The organism is Aeromicrobium sp. Root344, from assembly GCF_001425755.1.
GTDB lineage: Bacteria > Actinomycetota > Actinomycetes > Propionibacteriales > Nocardioidaceae > Aeromicrobium.
In genome coordinates, this window is the sequence record NZ_LMDH01000001.1 from 138982 (window position 1) to 154724 (window position 15743).

Annotated in this window: 16 protein-coding genes; 8 read left to right on the forward strand and 8 right to left on the reverse strand. The window is 68.3% G+C overall.

Annotation, left to right across the window (positions count from 1 at the left end):
- From ASC61_RS00615 to ASC61_RS00635, 5 genes are all read right to left on the reverse strand, one after another.
- Positions 1 to 1410 carry a maltokinase N-terminal cap-like domain-containing protein gene (locus ASC61_RS00615; RefSeq protein WP_056207896.1) on the reverse strand — a complete coding sequence of 470 codons (1410 nt, stop codon included), beginning with the start codon at positions 1408 to 1410 and terminating at the stop codon, positions 1 to 3.
- Entirely contained in the window at positions 1407 to 3251 is a 1845-nt protein-coding gene (treS, locus tag ASC61_RS00620) for a maltose alpha-D-glucosyltransferase (RefSeq protein WP_235503440.1), read from the reverse strand. Before treS ends, ASC61_RS00615 begins: the two co-directional genes overlap by 4 nt.
- Complete coding sequence (locus ASC61_RS00625) at positions 3244 to 5250, reverse strand: maltotransferase domain-containing protein (RefSeq protein WP_056207899.1); 2007 nt, start codon at positions 5248 to 5250, stop codon at positions 3244 to 3246. Before ASC61_RS00625 ends, treS begins: the two co-directional genes overlap by 8 nt.
- Positions 5251 to 5344: 94 nt before the next feature.
- A complete protein-coding gene (locus ASC61_RS00630; protein WP_056207902.1) occupies positions 5345 to 5818 on the reverse strand; it encodes a VOC family protein in 474 nt (157 codons plus the stop codon).
- Positions 5819 to 5827: 9 nt separating this feature from the next.
- Positions 5828 to 6220 carry a hypothetical protein gene (locus tag ASC61_RS00635; RefSeq protein WP_157439328.1) on the reverse strand — a complete coding sequence of 131 codons (393 nt, stop codon included), beginning with the start codon at positions 6218 to 6220 and terminating at the stop codon, positions 5828 to 5830.
- A 122-nt stretch (positions 6221 to 6342) separates the two neighbouring features.
- On the opposite strand from ASC61_RS00635, the gene ASC61_RS00640 reads away from it, so the two are divergent.
- Positions 6343 to 7338 carry a GlxA family transcriptional regulator gene (locus tag ASC61_RS00640; RefSeq protein ID WP_056207908.1) on the forward strand — a complete coding sequence of 332 codons (996 nt, stop codon included), beginning with the start codon at positions 6343 to 6345 and terminating at the stop codon, positions 7336 to 7338.
- Here the strand turns inward: ASC61_RS00640 and glgX are convergent.
- Entirely contained in the window at positions 7316 to 9445 is a 2130-nt protein-coding gene (gene glgX / locus ASC61_RS00645) for a glycogen debranching protein GlgX (RefSeq protein ID WP_056207910.1), read from the reverse strand. The two genes, ASC61_RS00640 and glgX, sit on opposite strands and share 23 nt — an antisense overlap.
- Positions 9446 to 9607: 162 nt before the next feature.
- On the opposite strand from glgX, the gene ASC61_RS19530 reads away from it, so the two are divergent.
- The 3 genes from ASC61_RS19530 to ASC61_RS20335 are packed head-to-tail and all read left to right on the forward strand — an operon-like array spanning position 9608 to position 10600.
- The gene (locus tag ASC61_RS19530) at positions 9608 to 9769 is read left to right on the forward strand and encodes a hypothetical protein (RefSeq protein WP_157439329.1); all 162 of its coding nucleotides are present in this window, start codon (positions 9608 to 9610) and stop codon (positions 9767 to 9769) included.
- 41 nt (positions 9770 to 9810) lie between these two features.
- Positions 9811 to 10443 (forward strand): LysE family translocator, encoded by a 633-nt coding sequence (locus ASC61_RS00650; protein WP_056207912.1) that lies wholly within the window; start codon positions 9811 to 9813, stop codon positions 10441 to 10443.
- Positions 10444 to 10465: 22 nt separating this feature from the next.
- A complete protein-coding gene (locus ASC61_RS20335; protein WP_268750595.1) occupies positions 10466 to 10600 on the forward strand; it encodes a hypothetical protein in 135 nt (44 codons plus the stop codon).
- Between the two features lie 10 nt (positions 10601 to 10610).
- Here ASC61_RS20335 and ASC61_RS00655 read toward each other — a convergent pair whose 3' ends face one another.
- Positions 10611 to 11216, reverse strand: coding sequence for a hypothetical protein (locus ASC61_RS00655; RefSeq protein ID WP_157439330.1), 606 nt, complete (start codon positions 11214 to 11216; stop codon positions 10611 to 10613).
- Between the two features lie 207 nt (positions 11217 to 11423).
- Here ASC61_RS00655 and ASC61_RS00660 point away from each other — a divergent pair, with 207 nt between their 5' ends.
- The 4 genes from ASC61_RS00660 to ASC61_RS00675 all read left to right on the forward strand — a co-directional run bounded on the left by ASC61_RS00660 (position 11424) and on the right by ASC61_RS00675 (position 15289).
- Positions 11424 to 12656 (forward strand): hypothetical protein, encoded by a 1233-nt coding sequence (locus ASC61_RS00660; protein ID WP_235503441.1) that lies wholly within the window; start codon positions 11424 to 11426, stop codon positions 12654 to 12656.
- Positions 12657 to 12679: 23 nt separating this feature from the next.
- The gene (locus tag ASC61_RS00665; RefSeq protein ID WP_056207923.1) at positions 12680 to 13507 is read left to right on the forward strand and encodes a PhzF family phenazine biosynthesis protein; all 828 of its coding nucleotides are present in this window, start codon (positions 12680 to 12682) and stop codon (positions 13505 to 13507) included.
- Between the two features lie 74 nt (positions 13508 to 13581).
- Complete coding sequence (locus tag ASC61_RS19225; protein WP_162243624.1) at positions 13582 to 14100, forward strand: SigE family RNA polymerase sigma factor; 519 nt, start codon at positions 13582 to 13584, stop codon at positions 14098 to 14100.
- On the forward strand, positions 14093 to 15289 hold the full coding sequence (locus ASC61_RS00675; protein ID WP_157439331.1) for a hypothetical protein: 1197 nt from the start codon (positions 14093 to 14095) through the stop codon (positions 15287 to 15289). The genes ASC61_RS19225 and ASC61_RS00675 overlap by 8 nt, the downstream gene beginning before the upstream one ends.
- Positions 15290 to 15291: 2 nt before the next feature.
- Here the strand turns inward: ASC61_RS00675 and ASC61_RS00680 are convergent, their stop codons facing one another.
- On the reverse strand, positions 15292 to 15618 hold the full coding sequence (locus ASC61_RS00680; protein ID WP_056207935.1) for a hypothetical protein: 327 nt from the start codon (positions 15616 to 15618) through the stop codon (positions 15292 to 15294).
- Between the last annotated feature and the right edge of the window lie 125 nt (positions 15619 to 15743).

Below are 15743 nucleotides of genomic sequence, written 5' to 3' on the forward strand. Positions count from 1 at the left end.
TCACTCACCTTCGGTCATGATCCGGTCGATCGAGGCCAGCGGCACGGTGAGCCAGTCCGGCCGGTTGGCGTGCTCGTAGGAGACCTCGTAGACCGCCTTGTCGAGCTCCAGGGCTCGCAACAGGTCGGCGCTGTCGCGCGGGTCATGCTCGGCGACGTGCGCATAGCCGTCGCAGAACGCCGCCCGGTTGCGGCGCGCCCACTGCATGGCGCGGGCCGTGCGATCGGGGTCCTCGGGCTGGCCGACCAGCAGCTGCTGTGCGGCGTAGTCGAACGAGCGCAGCATGCCGGCGACGTCGCGAAGTGGCGACCGCAGGGCGGAGCGCTCGGCGAGCGTGGCTGCGGGCTCGCCCTCGAAGTCGAGCAGCAGCCAGCCGTTGATCGTGCGCAGCACCTGTCCGAGGTGCAGGTCGCCGTGCACGTACTGCATCGAGACCGGCTCCCGGATCTCGGCGACCTTGCCGAATGCGGCTCGGAGTCCGGGACCGTGGTCGGCCAGCGACGGCAGCTCGGCCGTCACCCGGTCGAGCCGCTCGGTCATCGCGGCTACCGTGCGCTGGAGCTCGGCGGCATCGGCGAGCTCGGTGCCGAGGGCGGTCGCGAGATCCGCGTGCACCGTGGCGACGGCCTTGCCGAGGCGGTAGGCCTCGCCGGCGAAGTCGCCGCCGAGCTCCTCCGGCGGCAACCCTGACGGATCCGCCATGAAGTCGCGAACGCTGGTGGTGGCCATGACCCAGCCGTCGGCGGCGTCGGGCATGAACCGCTGCAGCATCCCGATCGTCAGCTCCTCGCCGTGGAGCTCGCCCGAGATCGAGCCGAGCGGGTCGGCGATGTGCTGGCAGTCCACGTCGCGGAGCGCCCGGTGCAGCATGAGGTCCTTGTTGAGCCCGGGGGTGAGCTTGCGGAACAGCTTGAGGATGTACTGGTTGCCGTAGACCAACGACGTGTTGCTCTGCTCGGACGTGATCGGGTGGGCGCGCAGTCCCGCCGTGAGCTCGACGTCGGGCTCGCGCTCGAACCGCAGCTCGTCGACCGGCTCGCCGGCGATGATGAGCTCGAGCAGGCAGGCCGTGAGATCGGCATCGCCGCTGGCCTCGTAGCAGGTGAGGCCGTTCTCGAGCCCGATCGACGCCGTGGCCGCGACATCCGGCACCTGGCTCTGCCGGCTGCCGATCAGCAGCTGGTAGGGCTCGGTGCGATCGCCCTGCTCGACCTCGACGACGAGGTGGATCAGCAACGGGTCACCGTCGAGCAGCGTCGTCCACGACACAGGCCGCACGGCGGTGATCTCACGATCCTTGCCGCCGAACCAGCGCTGGGTCGGCAGCCACTCGGGCAGTGCGGCGGCGAGGCTGTCGATCATCTCGTCGCGTGATGCCACTGCTTCATTCGTCTCCACAGGTCCACTCATGCCTGGCTCCTCCTCTCGCCCTCGTCGCCGAGCTCGGACAGCTGGAACCAGTAGAAGCCGTGGCCCGGCAGGGTCAGCAGATAGGGCAGCTCGCCGATGCGCGGGAAGCGCACGCTGCCGGTCAGCTCCACCGGGGTGAAGCCGAGGTGCTCCGACAGGTCGAGCTCGACGGGCTGCGGGAATCTCGACAGGTTGTTGACGCACAGGACGACGTCATGCTCGCCGTCGGGCCGCTCCCACACGCGTTTGTAGGCCAGCACGCTGGGGTTGGAGCCGCCGAGGTCGACGAACTCCCCCTCGGCGAACGCGTTGTGCTGCTTGCGGACCTCGATCATGCGGCGCGTCCAGTTGAGCAGGGACATCGCGTTGCTCTGCTGGGCCTCGACGTTGATGGCCTCGTATCCGTAGGTCGGATCCATGATCGGCGGCAGGTAGATGCGCCCGGGGTCTGACCGCGAGAAGCCGGCGTTGCGGTCGGGCGACCACTGCATCGGCGTACGCACCGCATCGCGGTCGCCGAGCCAGATGTTGTCGCCCATGCCGATCTCGTCGCCGTAGTAGAGGACGGGCGACCCGGGCAGGCTCAGCAACATCGCGGTGAACAGCTCGAGCTGGTTGCGATCGTTGTCGAGCAGCGGGGCGAGCCTGCGGCGGATGCCGATGTTGGCCTTCATGCGCGGGTCGCTCGCGTACTCGCGATACATGTAGTCGCGCTCGTCGTCGGTCACCATCTCGAGCGTGAGCTCGTCGTGGTTGCGCAGGAAGATGCCCCACTGGGTGCCGGACGGGATCTCCGGCGTCTGGGCCAGGATCTCCGAGATCGGGAACCGCGACTCCCGGCGCACGGCCATGAAGATGCGCGGCATCAGCGGGAAGTGGAACGCCATGTGGCACTCGTCGCCGCCGACCTTGGGATCGCCGAAGTACTCCACGACGTCGGAGGGCCACTGGTTGGCCTCGGCGAGCAGGATGCGGCCGGGGTACTCGCGGTCGACGGTCTCGCGGCACTTGCGGAGATATTCATGCGTACGCGGGAGGTTCTCGCAGTTGGTGCCCTCCTCCTCGAAGAGGTAGGGCACGGCGTCGAGCCGGAAGCCATCGATGCCGAGGTCGAGCCAGAACCGCAGGACGTCGAGCATCGCCTCCTGGACCTCTTCGTTCTCGAAGTTGAGGTCGGGCTGGTGGCTGAAGAAGCGGTGCCAGTAGAACTGGCCGCGCACCGGGTCGTAGGTCCAGTTGGACGTCTCGGTGTCGACGAAGATGATGCGCGCATCGGCGTAGCGCTGGTCGTCGTCGCCCCACACGTAGTAGTCGCCGTAGGGCCCGTCGGGGTCGTTGCGGGACTGCTGGAACCACGGGTGCGCGTCGGAGGTGTGGTTGAGCACGAGGTCGGTGATGACGCGGATGTCTCGCTTGTGCGCCTCCTCGAGCAGGTGCACGAAGTCCTCGACGGTGCCGAACTCCGGCAGCACCGCGCGGAAGTCGCTGATGTCGTAGCCGCCGTCGCGCAGCGGTGAGGCGTAGAACGGCGGCAGCCACAGGCAGTCGACACCGAGCCACTGGAGGTAGTCGAGCTTGTCGGCGAGGCCGCGCAGGTCGCCGGTGCCGTCGCCGTTGGAGTCCGAGAATGCCCGGACGAGGACCTCGTAGAACACAGCGCGCTTGAACCACTCGGGGTCGCTCGTGGCCTGCTCGGCGTGGCCGAAGTCGTCAGCCTGCGGCTCGACGAGCGTGCCGTCCTCGGCGATCGCCTCGCCGGTGTGCGGCGTCTCCTCCAGCCCGACGAGGGCGGCATCGGGCGCGGGGTCCTGCGGCATCAGGGTCACCTCTCGGTCAGGCATTCAGAGTCGTGTCGTCGGCGTCGGCGTCGGTGCGTCTGGTCAGGCTCACGATGTGCGCGACGGCCCGCAGCGGGTCGAGGCGTACGTAGTTGGACTCGCCCCAGTCGTAGGTCTCGCCCGTGACCTCGTCGTGCGCGATCAGCCGGTCGCCGGGGGCGAAGCCGAGTGCCGGGAAGTCGAGCCACATCGTGCCCTCGCGCGACTCGTGCGGGTCGAGCGAGACCACGACCAGGACCGTGTCGCCGGTGGCGGGATCCTGCTTGGAGTAGACCATCAGCGCGTCGTGGTCGATGTGGTGGAAGCGCAGGGTCCGCATCTGCTGGAGGGCGGGGTGCGCACGACGGATCTCGTTGAGCCGGGTCAGCCACGGCTGCAGGGACTCACCGTCTGCGAGCGCCTTGTCGAAGTCGCGGGGACGCAGCTCGTACTTCTCGGAGTCGAGATACTCCTCGCTGCCGGGCCTGACCGGCTCGTGCTCGTAGAGCTCGAAGCCTGAGTAGACGCCCCACGTCGGCGCGAGCGTCGCCGCAAGGGCGGCACGGATCGCGAACATGCTCGGCCCACCGACCTGCAGGTGCTCGGGGAGGATGTCGGGGGTGTTGACGAACAGGTTGGGCCGGCCGATGTCCCACTGGTCGCGGTGGTCCTCGGCGAACTCGGTCAGCTCCTGCTTGGTCGTGCGCCACGTGAAGTAGGTGTAGCTCTGGGTGAAGCCGAGCCGGGCCAGGCCCCACAGCCGCGCCGGCCGGGTGAAGGCCTCGGCGAGGAACAGCACGTCGGGATGCTCGGCCTTGACCTGCGCGATGAGCCACGCCCAGAAGTCCGGCGGCTTGGTGTGGGGGTTGTCGACGCGGAAGATCCGGATGCCGCGCTCGACCCAGTGCAGCGTCACACGCAGCATCTCCGCGTAGATCGCGTCGCGGTCGTTGTCGAAGTTGAGCGGGTAGATGTCCTGGTACTTCTTGGGCGGGTTCTCGGCGTACGCGATCGTGCCGTCAGGCAGCGTCGTGAAGAACTCCGGGTGGTTCGCGACCCAGGGATGATCGGGGGCGACCTGCAGGGCGAGGTCGAGGGCGACCTCCAGGCCGAGGTCGTGGGCGCGCTGCGCGAATGCGGCGAAGTCCTTGTCGCTGCCGAGCTCGGGGTGGATCGCGTCGTGTCCCCCCTCCTTGGCGCCGATGGCCCACGGCGAGCCGGGGTCGTTCTTGCCCGGTGTCAACGAGTTGTTGGGGCCCTTGCGGTTGACCCGGCCGATCGGGTGGATCGGCGGCAGGTAGACGACGTCGAATCCCATGTCGGCGACCCGCTCGAGCTCCGTGGCCGCGGTGGCGAACGTGCCGTGCACCGGCCGGCCCTTCTTGTCGGTGCCACCGGTCGAGCGCGGGAAGAACTCGTACCAGGAGCCGTACGCGGCGCGCTGGCGGTCGACCCAGATCTTGCGGACCGGACCCTTCGTCACGACCTGGCGCACAGGGAAGTCGTGCATGATCGTGCGGATGTCGGCTGAGAGCGCAGGGCCGGTGCGGGCACCCAGCGGCAGCTTCCCGGCGCGCAGGGCCGTGGCGGCGCCCTCGAGCGCCGGGCGCTGGGCCTTGCGCTCCTTGCGGCCGGCCACCTCGTCGAGGAGCCGGGCCGCGAGCTCGAGGTCGTTGGCGAGCTCGGCCGCGGTCTGGCCGGCGGCGAGCTTGACCTCGATCGCGTGCAGGACGGTCGCCCACGGATCGCCCCACGCATCGACGCGGAACGTCCAGAGACCAGTGGTGTCAGGCACGATCGTGGCGCTGAACAGGTCGGTGTCCTTGCCGGTCTCGTGCATGCGAGTCGTACGGTCGCGGCGCTCCCCCGGCCCGCGCCAGACGACCGTGGCGCCGACGGCGTCGTGCCCTTCGCGCCACACCGTCGCGGTGACGGGGACGTGCTCGCCGCTGACCGCCTTGGCGGGATGCGTGCCGTCTCCGGACAGCGGTCTGACGTCGTCGATCCCGAGTCGGCCTGTCATGCAGTGCTCCCCCGTACGTCGGATGCGTGCGTCACTCTCGAACCTACTGGGTTCACCTACCCGGGCGCGATCCGAGCAAACGGGCTGCCGGCCGTCAGTGCCGTTCGGCGTCGGTGCCGAAGCCCTCGAGCTTGGTCCGCTCCTCGAGCGACATGAGCTCCTGGAACAGGGTGATGTGCAGCCCGGCCGGCGCGTCGAGCCGGGAGTTGAGCGACTGCCACGGCGTCTCAGTCGGCCGGGCGACGAGTGAGGCGCCCGCATCGACCAGCTTCTGCGTACGCTCCTCCGCGTCAGGCACCTCGAACGCGACCCGCAGCCGCGGCGTCGTCGGGTGCCCGACCTCGACCTCGTCGATCATCCGCCGCTGCGCCGGGTTGGCGATCTCGAGCGTCGCGTAGCCGGCGTGCAGGATCGTCACCTTGGCGCCCTCGCCCTCGGCCTCGAACGCCTCCTGCTCCTTGAGTCCCAGCACGTCGCGATAGAACTGCACGGCTTGCTCGTAGTCGTCGGCCTCCACGACGAGCCGCAGCTGAATGACGGGACCGGTCTCCTGAGTGTTGTCAGTCATGACCTGACGCTACGACCTGCGACGTACGAGCACCACGAACATCGCGACCATCATCACGGTGTGTGCCACGACCATGAACGCCGTCGAGCTCATGACCTTGGCCCACACCAGCGGCAGGAAGACCGCGGGAACGTACATCGCGGCGCACATCTCTGCGGTCATGGCCCAGGTGTGGCCGCGGAACCGCATCCAGGCCGCCATGCCGATCGCCATGTCGGTGGCCATCAGCACGTACGACGTGCCCGGATGGTCCGCGAATTCGACGGTGAGCCCGGCCGCGGACCGGAGCATGCCGAGCACGACCATGCCGGCGAACATCGCGATGACCATCTCGGCGTAGTGCTTCGCCAGCGGCCACCATGAGCGCACGGTCCTCGACGTCTGGGTGAGTGAAGATGTCATGCCGCCAGCGTCTGCAGTCGCGACCGGCGGGTCCATCGCATGCGTGGGCTGTGTCCGAATTCTTGGACAACAAGTCTGCCGGACACGCTGACCCGCGCGCGTGCGCCGCCTAGATTGGAACCATGGAGGAGCCACGCCGCGTCGTGGTCGTCGGATATCCGGCGGCCGAGCTGCTCGACATCGCCTGCGTCGTGTCAGCCCTGCAGCTCGCCAACTACCTCAACGGTCGCGCCGTCTATCGCATCGAGCTGGCCTCCCCCGGCGGCCGGCCGATCCGCACCGGCACCGGCCTCACGATCAACGCGGACATCGCGCTGGAGCGGGTCCGCGGGCCTCTCGACACCTTGATGGTCTCCGGCGGCATCGGGTACGTCGACGCGATGGCCGATGACCGACTCGTCGCGCACGTCAGGCGTCTGGGCCGCGAGTCCAGGCGGGTTGCCTCGGTGTGCACCGGTGCCGGGATCCTCGCGGAGGCGGGACTGCTGACCGGTCGCCGGGCGGCGACGCACTGGGACCATGTCGACTATCTCGGCGAGCGGTTCCCCGAGGTCGCCTTCGACCGCGACCCGATCTTCATCGCGGACGGGGACGTCTGCACCTCGGCGGGGGTGACGGCCGCGCTCGACCTCACGCTGTCGTTCATCGAGTCCGACGCCGACCCCGACCTTGCGCGCGACGTGTCCCGCCAGCTCGTCACCTACCTGCAGCGGCCGGGCAACCAGGCCCAGATGAGCATGTTCACCGCGGCGCCGGCAGCTCGCAGCTCGCTGGTGCAGGACGCCGTCTCCTACGTTACGACGCACCTCGACGAGGACCTGTCTGCCGCCGCCCTCGCCGCACGGGTCCCGATGAGCGAGCGGCATCTTGCCAGGCTGTTCATCAAGGAGCTCGGCACCAGCCCCGGCCGCTATGTCCGCAAGGCGCGCACCGAGGCTGCGGCCCACCTGCTGACCGGCAGCGACCTGAGCGTGCAGAACATCGCCGCGCGCTGCGGGTTCGGTACCGTGGAGTCTCTGCGCCAGGCCTTCTGGGCCATCTATGGCGTGTCACCGACGCACTATCGGATGACGCAGTCCCGCAGCGTCAGGACCGTCAGTCCTGTCGGGGGGCCTTGAGCAGCAGCAACGAGCGGCCGGCCATTGTCAGCGAGCTGCCGGCCGACAGCGGCTCCGTCGACGCCGGTTCGCCATCAGGCGCCGTGGTGTCGAGCGTCGGCTCGAACGTCTCGCCGAACTCCACACCGGGCAGCACGACGTCGATCGGCTCGGCGCCGGCGTGCATCAGCAGCAACCACGAGTGATCGGCGAGCAGCTCGCCCTCGCGCGTACGGGACTGACTGTTGGAACCATCGATCCACATGCCGAGCGTGTGCCGGTCGTCGTCCTCCCAGTCGGCCTCCTCGAGCTCATGCCCGTCGGGGCGGAGCCAGATGAGGTCGGGGCGGCCCGTCGGCGTGGTGCGGCCGTCGAAGAACTCCGGCTGCCGCAACGCGGGGCTGTTGGCGCGCAGGTGCACGACACGACGGGCGAACGCCAGCAACGACTCGGCTTCGTCGGTCTCGGACCAGTCGACCCATGAGGTCGGGTCGTCGACGCAGTAAGCATTGTTGTTGCCGCCCTGGGTGCGCCACCTCTCGTCACCGGCGACGAACATCGGAGTGCCGGTCGACAGCATCAGGGTCGCGAACAGGTTGCGGGTCTGCTGCTGGCGCAGCGACCGGATCGCCGGGTCGTCGGTCTCACCCTCGACGCCGTGGTTCCACGAGCGGTTGTCGTTGGTGCCGTCGCGGTTGTCCTCGCCGTTGGCCTCGTTGTGCTTCTCGTCGTACGACACCAGGTCGCGGAGCGTGAAGCCGTCGTGCGCATTGATGAAGTTGATCGACTGCCACGGCCGGCGCAGCGTGTGGTCGTAGAGGTCGGACGAGCCTGAGAGCCGGTAGGCCAGGTCGTCGACTCCCCCGGCGGCGCCACGCCAGAAGTCGCGGACGGTGTCGCGGTAGATGCCGTTCCACTCGGCCCACTGCGCGCCGAAGTCGCCGACCTTGTAGCCCTCGCCGGTCGCGTCCCAGGGCTCGGCGATGAGCTTGCAGCGCGAGAGCACCGGGTCGGACGCGATCGCGGTGAGCAGCGTCGAGTCGCGGTCGAACTTGCCGCCGTTGGGACGGCCGAGCGTGCTCGCCAGGTCGAAGCGGAACCCGTCGACGCCGAGCTCGGTCGCCCAGTAGCGCAGCGAGTCCGTCACCATCCGGACGACGGTCGGCGAGCTGGACTCGAGCGTGTTGCCGCACCCGGTGATGTCGGCCATGTGGCCGTCCTCGTCGTGCAGGTAGTAGGCCGGCGCCTCGTAGCCGCGGAAGCTCAGGGTCGGCCCGTCGGGACCGCCCTCGCACGTGTGGTTGTAGACGACGTCGACGATGACCTCGATGTTGGCAGCGTGCAGAGCAGCCACCATGGTGCGGAACTCCTCGACCTCACGGCCCGGTTCACTGGCGTAGCCGGCGTGCGGGGCGAAGAAGCCGAGTGGCGAGTAGCCCCAGTAGTTGTGGCGGCCGGCGCGTACGAGCGAGGGCTCGTCGCTGAACGTCTGCACCGGCAGCAGCTCGACGCTCGTCACACCGAGGCGTACGAGGTGCTCGATCGCGGCGGGGTGCGCGAGGCCGAGATAGGTGCCGCGCAGCGGCTCCGGCACGTCGGGGTGCTGCTGCGTGAAGCCCTTGACGTGGAGCTCGTAGATCACGGTCTCCTCGAACGGGATGTCGGGCTTGACCCCGGTGTCCGGTCCGCCGGGGCTCGTCACGACACTCAGCGGCACCGAGCCGAGTGAGTCGACCGTCGAGGGCTCGACACCTTCGGGGTCGTCGGCATAGCCCAGGGCGGCGTCCAGGTCCGTCAGCGTGCCGCTGATGCGCCGGGCGTACGGATCGACGAGGAGCTTGTGCGGGTTGCAGCGCAGGCCGGTCTTGGGCTCGTACGGCCCGTGGATGCGGAAGCCGTACTTCTGGCCGGGCGTCACGCCCGGCACCAGTCCGTGCCAGACGCCGAACGTACGCTCCGTCAGCTCGATGCGGCGCTCGTTGAGGTCGTCGTCGATGAGGCACAGCTCGACCCGTTCGGCGACGCTGCTCGCGACCGCGAAGCGTACGCCGCCGGCCTCCGGGTGCGCCCCGAGCGGGAAGGGGCGTCCGGCGAGGACCTGGGTGTCCGGTGTCGGGTGCGTGGCCATGCGTCGATTGTTTCAGGTGGCTGGTGCGCGGCGGCCCCCAGCAGGCGTGACGGTCGGCACGGCGGCCGGTTCGGTAGCAGATCCCGAAAGACGCGCTGTCGCGCGCATCTCTGCCGGGGCGCCGGGTACGTCGCTGGGCATGACGACTCCAGGGGACCCCCGATGACCGCGAGCTTGGGTGCTTCAGTGCTGGTGATCCTGCTGTTCTTCGCCGGCCTCGCGACGATGTTGACGCTCGCGGTGCACATGGAGTCGACGCTGGAGCACCCACGAGGGCGCCACCGCGTTCGCGTCGCCGTCCGGGACGAGGATCCGCACCGCTGAACCCGTAGTCGCGAAGCCGCCATCACGCCTACGATCACTCCATGCTGTCCATGGAGTCCGCGCTGACGTTCGCGGTCGCGTCGTTCCTGCTCATCGTGATCCCCGGCCCGAGCGTCCTGTTCGTCGTCGGGCGCTCGCTGTCACTCGGTCGTCGCGGCGGTCTGCTCAGCGTCGCCGGCAACGAGCTCGGCGGCCTCGTCCCGATCACCGCGGTCGCGCTCGGCATCGGTGCGCTGGTGTCGGACTCGATCATCGCCTTCACCATCGTCAAGATCGCCGGCGGCGCGTACGTCATCTACTTGGGCATCCAGGCGATCCGGCATCGCCGCACGGCGATCCACCAGCCAACCGACGCACCGAAGTCGGGCGGGCGTCTGCTCTGGCAGGGCTTCGTGGTCGGCGCGACGAACCCCAAGACGATCGTGTTCTTCGTGGCGGTGCTCCCCCAGTTCGTCGACCATGACCGCGGCGGCATCCCCGGGCAGATCCTCGTCCTCGGCCTGATCTTCACGGTCATCGCGTTCGCGTGCGACTCGGTGTGGGCCGTCGCCGCGGGAGCGGCGCGTGCGTGGTTCGCCCGGTCACCCCGGCGGATGTCGCAGATGAACGCGACCGGCGGCACCATGATGATCGGCCTCGGCGGCGGCCTGCTGCTCGCCGGCAACAAGGCCTGAACCGATCCTCTACGCTTTCAGCATGCTCACCGCCGCCCGTCGACGCCCGTTCAGGTCAGCGTTCGTCGCCGTCGTCGCAGGACTCGGCGCGTTCGCCGCGACGTACGCAGCAACCGGCCACTCCCTGCAGCACCTCGTCGGTTACCCCTGCCGCTAGCCCGGCGACGTCACGCCAAGGCGTACGCCAGCACGCCCGCGACCACGAGCAGTCCGAGCAGGGGCAGGATCGCCCGATAGAGCCACACCAGGCCGCGGCCGCCCTGCGTACCCAGCACCGGCGCATCCTGCGCACCGACGACGAGGCGCTGCTGCTCGGCGAGGAAGTCGATGTAGGCGATGCCCCACGCGACGGTACGGCTGTAGGTGGCGACGAACAGCCGCACCGGGTCGACCAGCATCGGGAACGTCATCATGCCGAACCGCTTGCGCGGCTTGGCGAGTGCACCGAGTCGCGCCGGCTCGTCGGCGTTCGCGCAGACGATGACCGGGATCACCGCGACGCTGTTCTGGAACCCGACCGGCAGGCCACCCTTGGCGCGCTTCGCCCACTCGGCCGCAAGGTCCGTGATCGCTGCCAGGTCCTGCCCCGAGGCATTGTCGACCGCGAGGAACACCACGAACGTGTGGAGGCGGGTGAGGAACCACGTGAGGCGGAAGTCGGAGCGCCGCACGGCGCGCGCCCCCGGCAGCACCGACTGATCGACCTCGACAGTCTTGTAGCCGGCGGCTTGCAGGCGCGTCAGTGCGGCGTCGGTCCATACGTCTGAAGTCACGACGAACACTCTGACAGTCCGCTGAACCCCACGTGGCAGAAATCGCTACAACCGGTCACGGCGCGAGTTACAGTCACCCCACCCTCGTAGCTCGATGGAGATGAAATGACTGAAGAGTCGTGGCACCAATCGCGATTGATTCCGACCTCTGGGATCGGTGGGGCTGAAGAACAGGAACGCCGTGCGACGTCCGCGCTGCTTGCCGTGATGAGCATCGTCCCGGAGTTCAGCAAAGCGCTGCTCACACCACTCGGCGCCCCCGTACGGGCAGTGGACACGTACGTCGAGGTCCCCTTCGACCTCGATGGCAAGAAGGTCATCCCAGACGGGCTCATTCGAGTGCGCCGCGGCTCGAAGGAATGGACCGGTCTCGTCGAGGTCAAGACCGGCAAGAACTTGCTCCAGACTCAGCAGCTCGAGAACTATCTCGATGTGGCGAGACTCAACGGCTTCGATGCGCTCATCTCAATCAGCAACGAGATTCCACCGATGCCCGGCCAGCATCCGACGCCAGTCGACAAGCGGAAGCTCAAGAAGGTCGCGCTTCACCACTGGTCGTGGTCGTACGTGCTCGCCACGGCAATTGTTCAAAAGGAGCACCGCGGCATCGCCGATCCTGAGCAGGCGTGGATCCTCGGCGAGCTGATCCGATATCTCGAGCACGACCGGTCCGGCGCTCTGGAGCTAGAGGACATGGGTCCAAACTGGGTGACCGTCCGCGAGGCGGTGTCGAGCGGGACACTCCGACCGAACGACAAGCTCGCGCCTGAAGTGGTGGCCCGGTTCGATGCGCTCCTCCAGTACGCCGGCTTGCGCCTCGGGAGGCGACTCGGCACCGATGTCACGCCGGTCCTCTCCCGCCAAGAGATCGCAGCGCCGCACCTGCGAGTGAATGCCCAAATGGCGTCACTCGTGCAGTCCGGCGAGCTCTTCGGGGCGATCCGAATCCCTCATGCCGTAGCACCGATCACCATCACCGCCGACCTGCGAGCGAACCAGGTCAAGTGCTCGGTCGAGATCGGCGCACCACAAGACGGCCGAGCGACCACACGCGTCAACTGGCTGATCCGCCAGCTCAAGGACGCGCGGCCAGATGTCCTCGTCGAGTCATTCGTCGCCCGCGCGCGTAGTGGCAACGCAGCGCTCCTCAAGGACGTACGTGAAGACCCCAAGCTGCTGGCGCCGGACTCGACCAAGGACATTCGGACGTTCCAGATCGCGCTGTCCATGCCCCTCGGCTCCAAACGAGGTGGTGGCAGCGGATCGTTCATCGACTCCGTCCTCAAGACTCTCGAGCTCTTCTACGGTGACGTCGTGGAGCATTTGAAGCCCTGGGCAGCGACTCCTCCGAAGTTGCGGGACACGGACGTCAAGGACGTACGGCCCCCTGAGCTCGCGACGACCGCCCTCTCGTCGCAGGACGGCCCGGAAGACGGCTGAACCCCACGTGGCAGATTGACCACATGCATCCGTTCAGTCAGGTCGACGTGTTCACCTCCGCCCTCACCGAGGGCAATCCACTCGCGGTCGTGCATGACGCCGACGACCTGACGGACGAGCAGATGGCCGCATTCGCACGGTGGACCAACCTCTCGGAGACCACCTACCTGCTGCGCCCGACCGCGGATGCGGACTACCGCGTACGCATCTTCAACACGCAACGCGAGCTGCCGTTCGCCGGTCATCCGACGCTCGGCTCGGCGAGGGCGTGGCTCCAGGCGGGCGGTACGCCTCGCACCGCAGGCGAGATCGTCCAGGAGTGCGGCGCTGGTCTGATTCGTATCCGTCGGGACGGCTCTCGCCTGGCCTTCGCCGCTCCCCCGCTCGTACGCGACGGCGCGGTCGACGAGGCGGACCTCCAGCAGGTGATCGACGGGCTCGGCGTCGACCCCGCCCGCGTCGTCGATGCGAAATGGGCCGACAACGGTCCCGGCTGGATCGCCGTGCTGCTCGACAGCGCCGATACGGTGCTGGGCCTCGAGCCCGATCAAGCCCGGTTCGGCGAGAACAGCCGGGTCGGGGTCGTCGGGCCACACCCCGAAGGCTCCGAGACGGCGTTCGAGATCCGGGCCTTCACCCCAAGTCCCGGTGGCGAGGACCCCGCGACTGGCAGCCTCAACGCCTCGATCGCCCAGTGGCTCATTGGCACCGGGCGCGCACCCTCGTCGTACGTCGCCGCGCAGGGCACCGCCATCCACCGCCGGGGCCGTATCCACGTCGACCAGGCCGGCGACGACATCTGGATCGGCGGCGAGACGGTGGTCGGGATCAGCGGGTCTGTGGCGCTGTAGCCCCGCGACCCAACCAAACCGGCGGTCCATCCCGTCTAGGTTGTGACAGGGTCTTTCACCAGCAGGGAGCCGGCGTGCGCCAAACCAGCGAAGCGGAGTACAGCGAGTTCGCTCAATCCGTGTGGCCGCAGCTCTACCGCACCGCGGTCATGATCGTCCGTGATCGCCAGCTCGCCGAGGACCTCGTGCAGATCGCACTGGTCAAGACCTACATTGCGTGGCCGCGGCTTCGCGAGACCGGCAAGGCGGGCGCCTACACCCGGCGCGTGATGGTGAACGTCGCCCACGACTGGTTCCGCAAGCGCTCATGGACCCACGAGGACAGCGTCAACACGACGACGGACGAGGGCGCACCTGTCGGGGACCATTCCGCAGCGCTCGTCGATCGAGTCGCCTTGGCCGACCTGTTGAAGACCTTGCCACTGGGTCAACGATCGGTCCTCGCGTTGCGGTTCCTCGATGACCTGTCCGTCCAGGAGACGGCCGACATCCTCAATGTCACCACCGGCACCGTCAAGAGCCAGACCGCCGACGCTCTCGCCGCACTTCGATCCCATGCCCTCTTCGTCACCGAAGGAAGCCACCATGACTGAACACTTGATCCAACAGATCCGCGACCACGCCAACTCCGAGCCCGTCCCCGACCTGGACCTGGACGGGGTCATGCGCCGAGGGCGGCAGGTACGGCGGCGTCGCTCCGTCGCGCGGCGGACCATCGCGACGCTGGCCGTGGGAGCACTGGCTGGTACGGCTCTCGTCGTGGCGAGCAACCGGGGCAGCGAAAGCTACCTGACGGTCAGGACCAGCTTTTCGGCACACGACGCGAAGCTCGTCTCGGCTGCGTATCGCACCGGCGGTGCGTTCTCCCGCGGCGACACCCTGTGGTTCAGCGACCCGGACTATGCCGTCGAGCTCGGCGCGACGATCCAGCTCATGTACTACACGTCCGACGGTGTCGTCGCCGGTGTGACGAACGACGACGCCGGGGACGTGAAGCGCGACTACGTCTACGTCGGCACGGACGGGTCGGTCCGTGAGCTTCACCTGCCCGGGAAGGTCATCCCCGGAACAGATGCACAGGCAGACCGCTACGCGTACCTGACCAAGGAGGGTTCCGGCTACCAGATCCACGTGGTCGAGGCGTCCACCGGCGACGAGCTGGCGACCCGGTCGTTCGACGCGCCCTACAGCTGGGCCGGCTGGAGCGTCCCGCCGATCGGGCTCACGGGCGACTTCGTGGTCGTCGGCGTCGACAACCACCAGCTGGTCATCAACTGGCGAACCGGCAAGCGGGCCGCCGACGTACCCGGTACGCAGCTGCCGGTCACCGGAGGCGGACGGGCTCTGGGCGGCGAGAACGGCGGCGTGACCTACCGACTGGGTGACTCCAGCGCATTGCGATCGACGAGAGACCTCGCGGCGGTCGCCGAGTCCGGGCTGGACCCCTGGTCCATGAACGAGTTGTCCCCGGACGGCCGCTTCGTCGAGACCACCAACACGTGGGTCGGCTATGACGAGCAGGGCCGCTTCACCGGCGTCCAGAGTGCCGACGGCAAGGCGGTCGCGCACCCCGTCGTCCACGTGACCGATGTCGCCACAGGCCACCGCATCACCTTGCCCGGCCACTCCCGAACGTACGGCTGGACTCCGGATGGCCGGTTGATGCGGGTCGACGGCACCAAGGTCACGACGTGTGACGGTGCGACCGGCGCCTGCACCAGCCGGACCGTGCCTGACGGCCCCGGCAAGATCCACATGGCCGGCAAGTACCTGGGGTCCTGACGTCAGTGTGGAGCGATCGACCGGGACGCTGCGATCGCAGAATCGATCAGGTTCATGTCGATGTGCGCCCGCACAGATCCGTCCTCGCTGGGCTCATTGGTCAGGCTCAAGGTCAGGCCGATCAGCGCCAGGTCGCCTGCGAGGAGGCGGACTGACGCCTGCTCGTCCGTCTCAACGGGCAGCTCGACCAACTCGTCGCGGTTCCACGCCGCGATGGCTTGATCCGCAAGATCGGCGGGAATGACGACGGCGGACGTCCTCGGCTGTCCTTCAAGCGCCGTGCCGATGTCTGCGAGTAGCCGAGCATCCAGCCGATAGCGCGCGTACATGTCCGATGCCCTGCTCACGTTTCCCATGCTCGCACGACTGCGAGTTGTGGAGCCGGGATGCAATCAGCGGCCAGGTGCCACTCACGGCAACTCGTACCGCGGGCGAGTTTGCCGTGAGGTCTCGG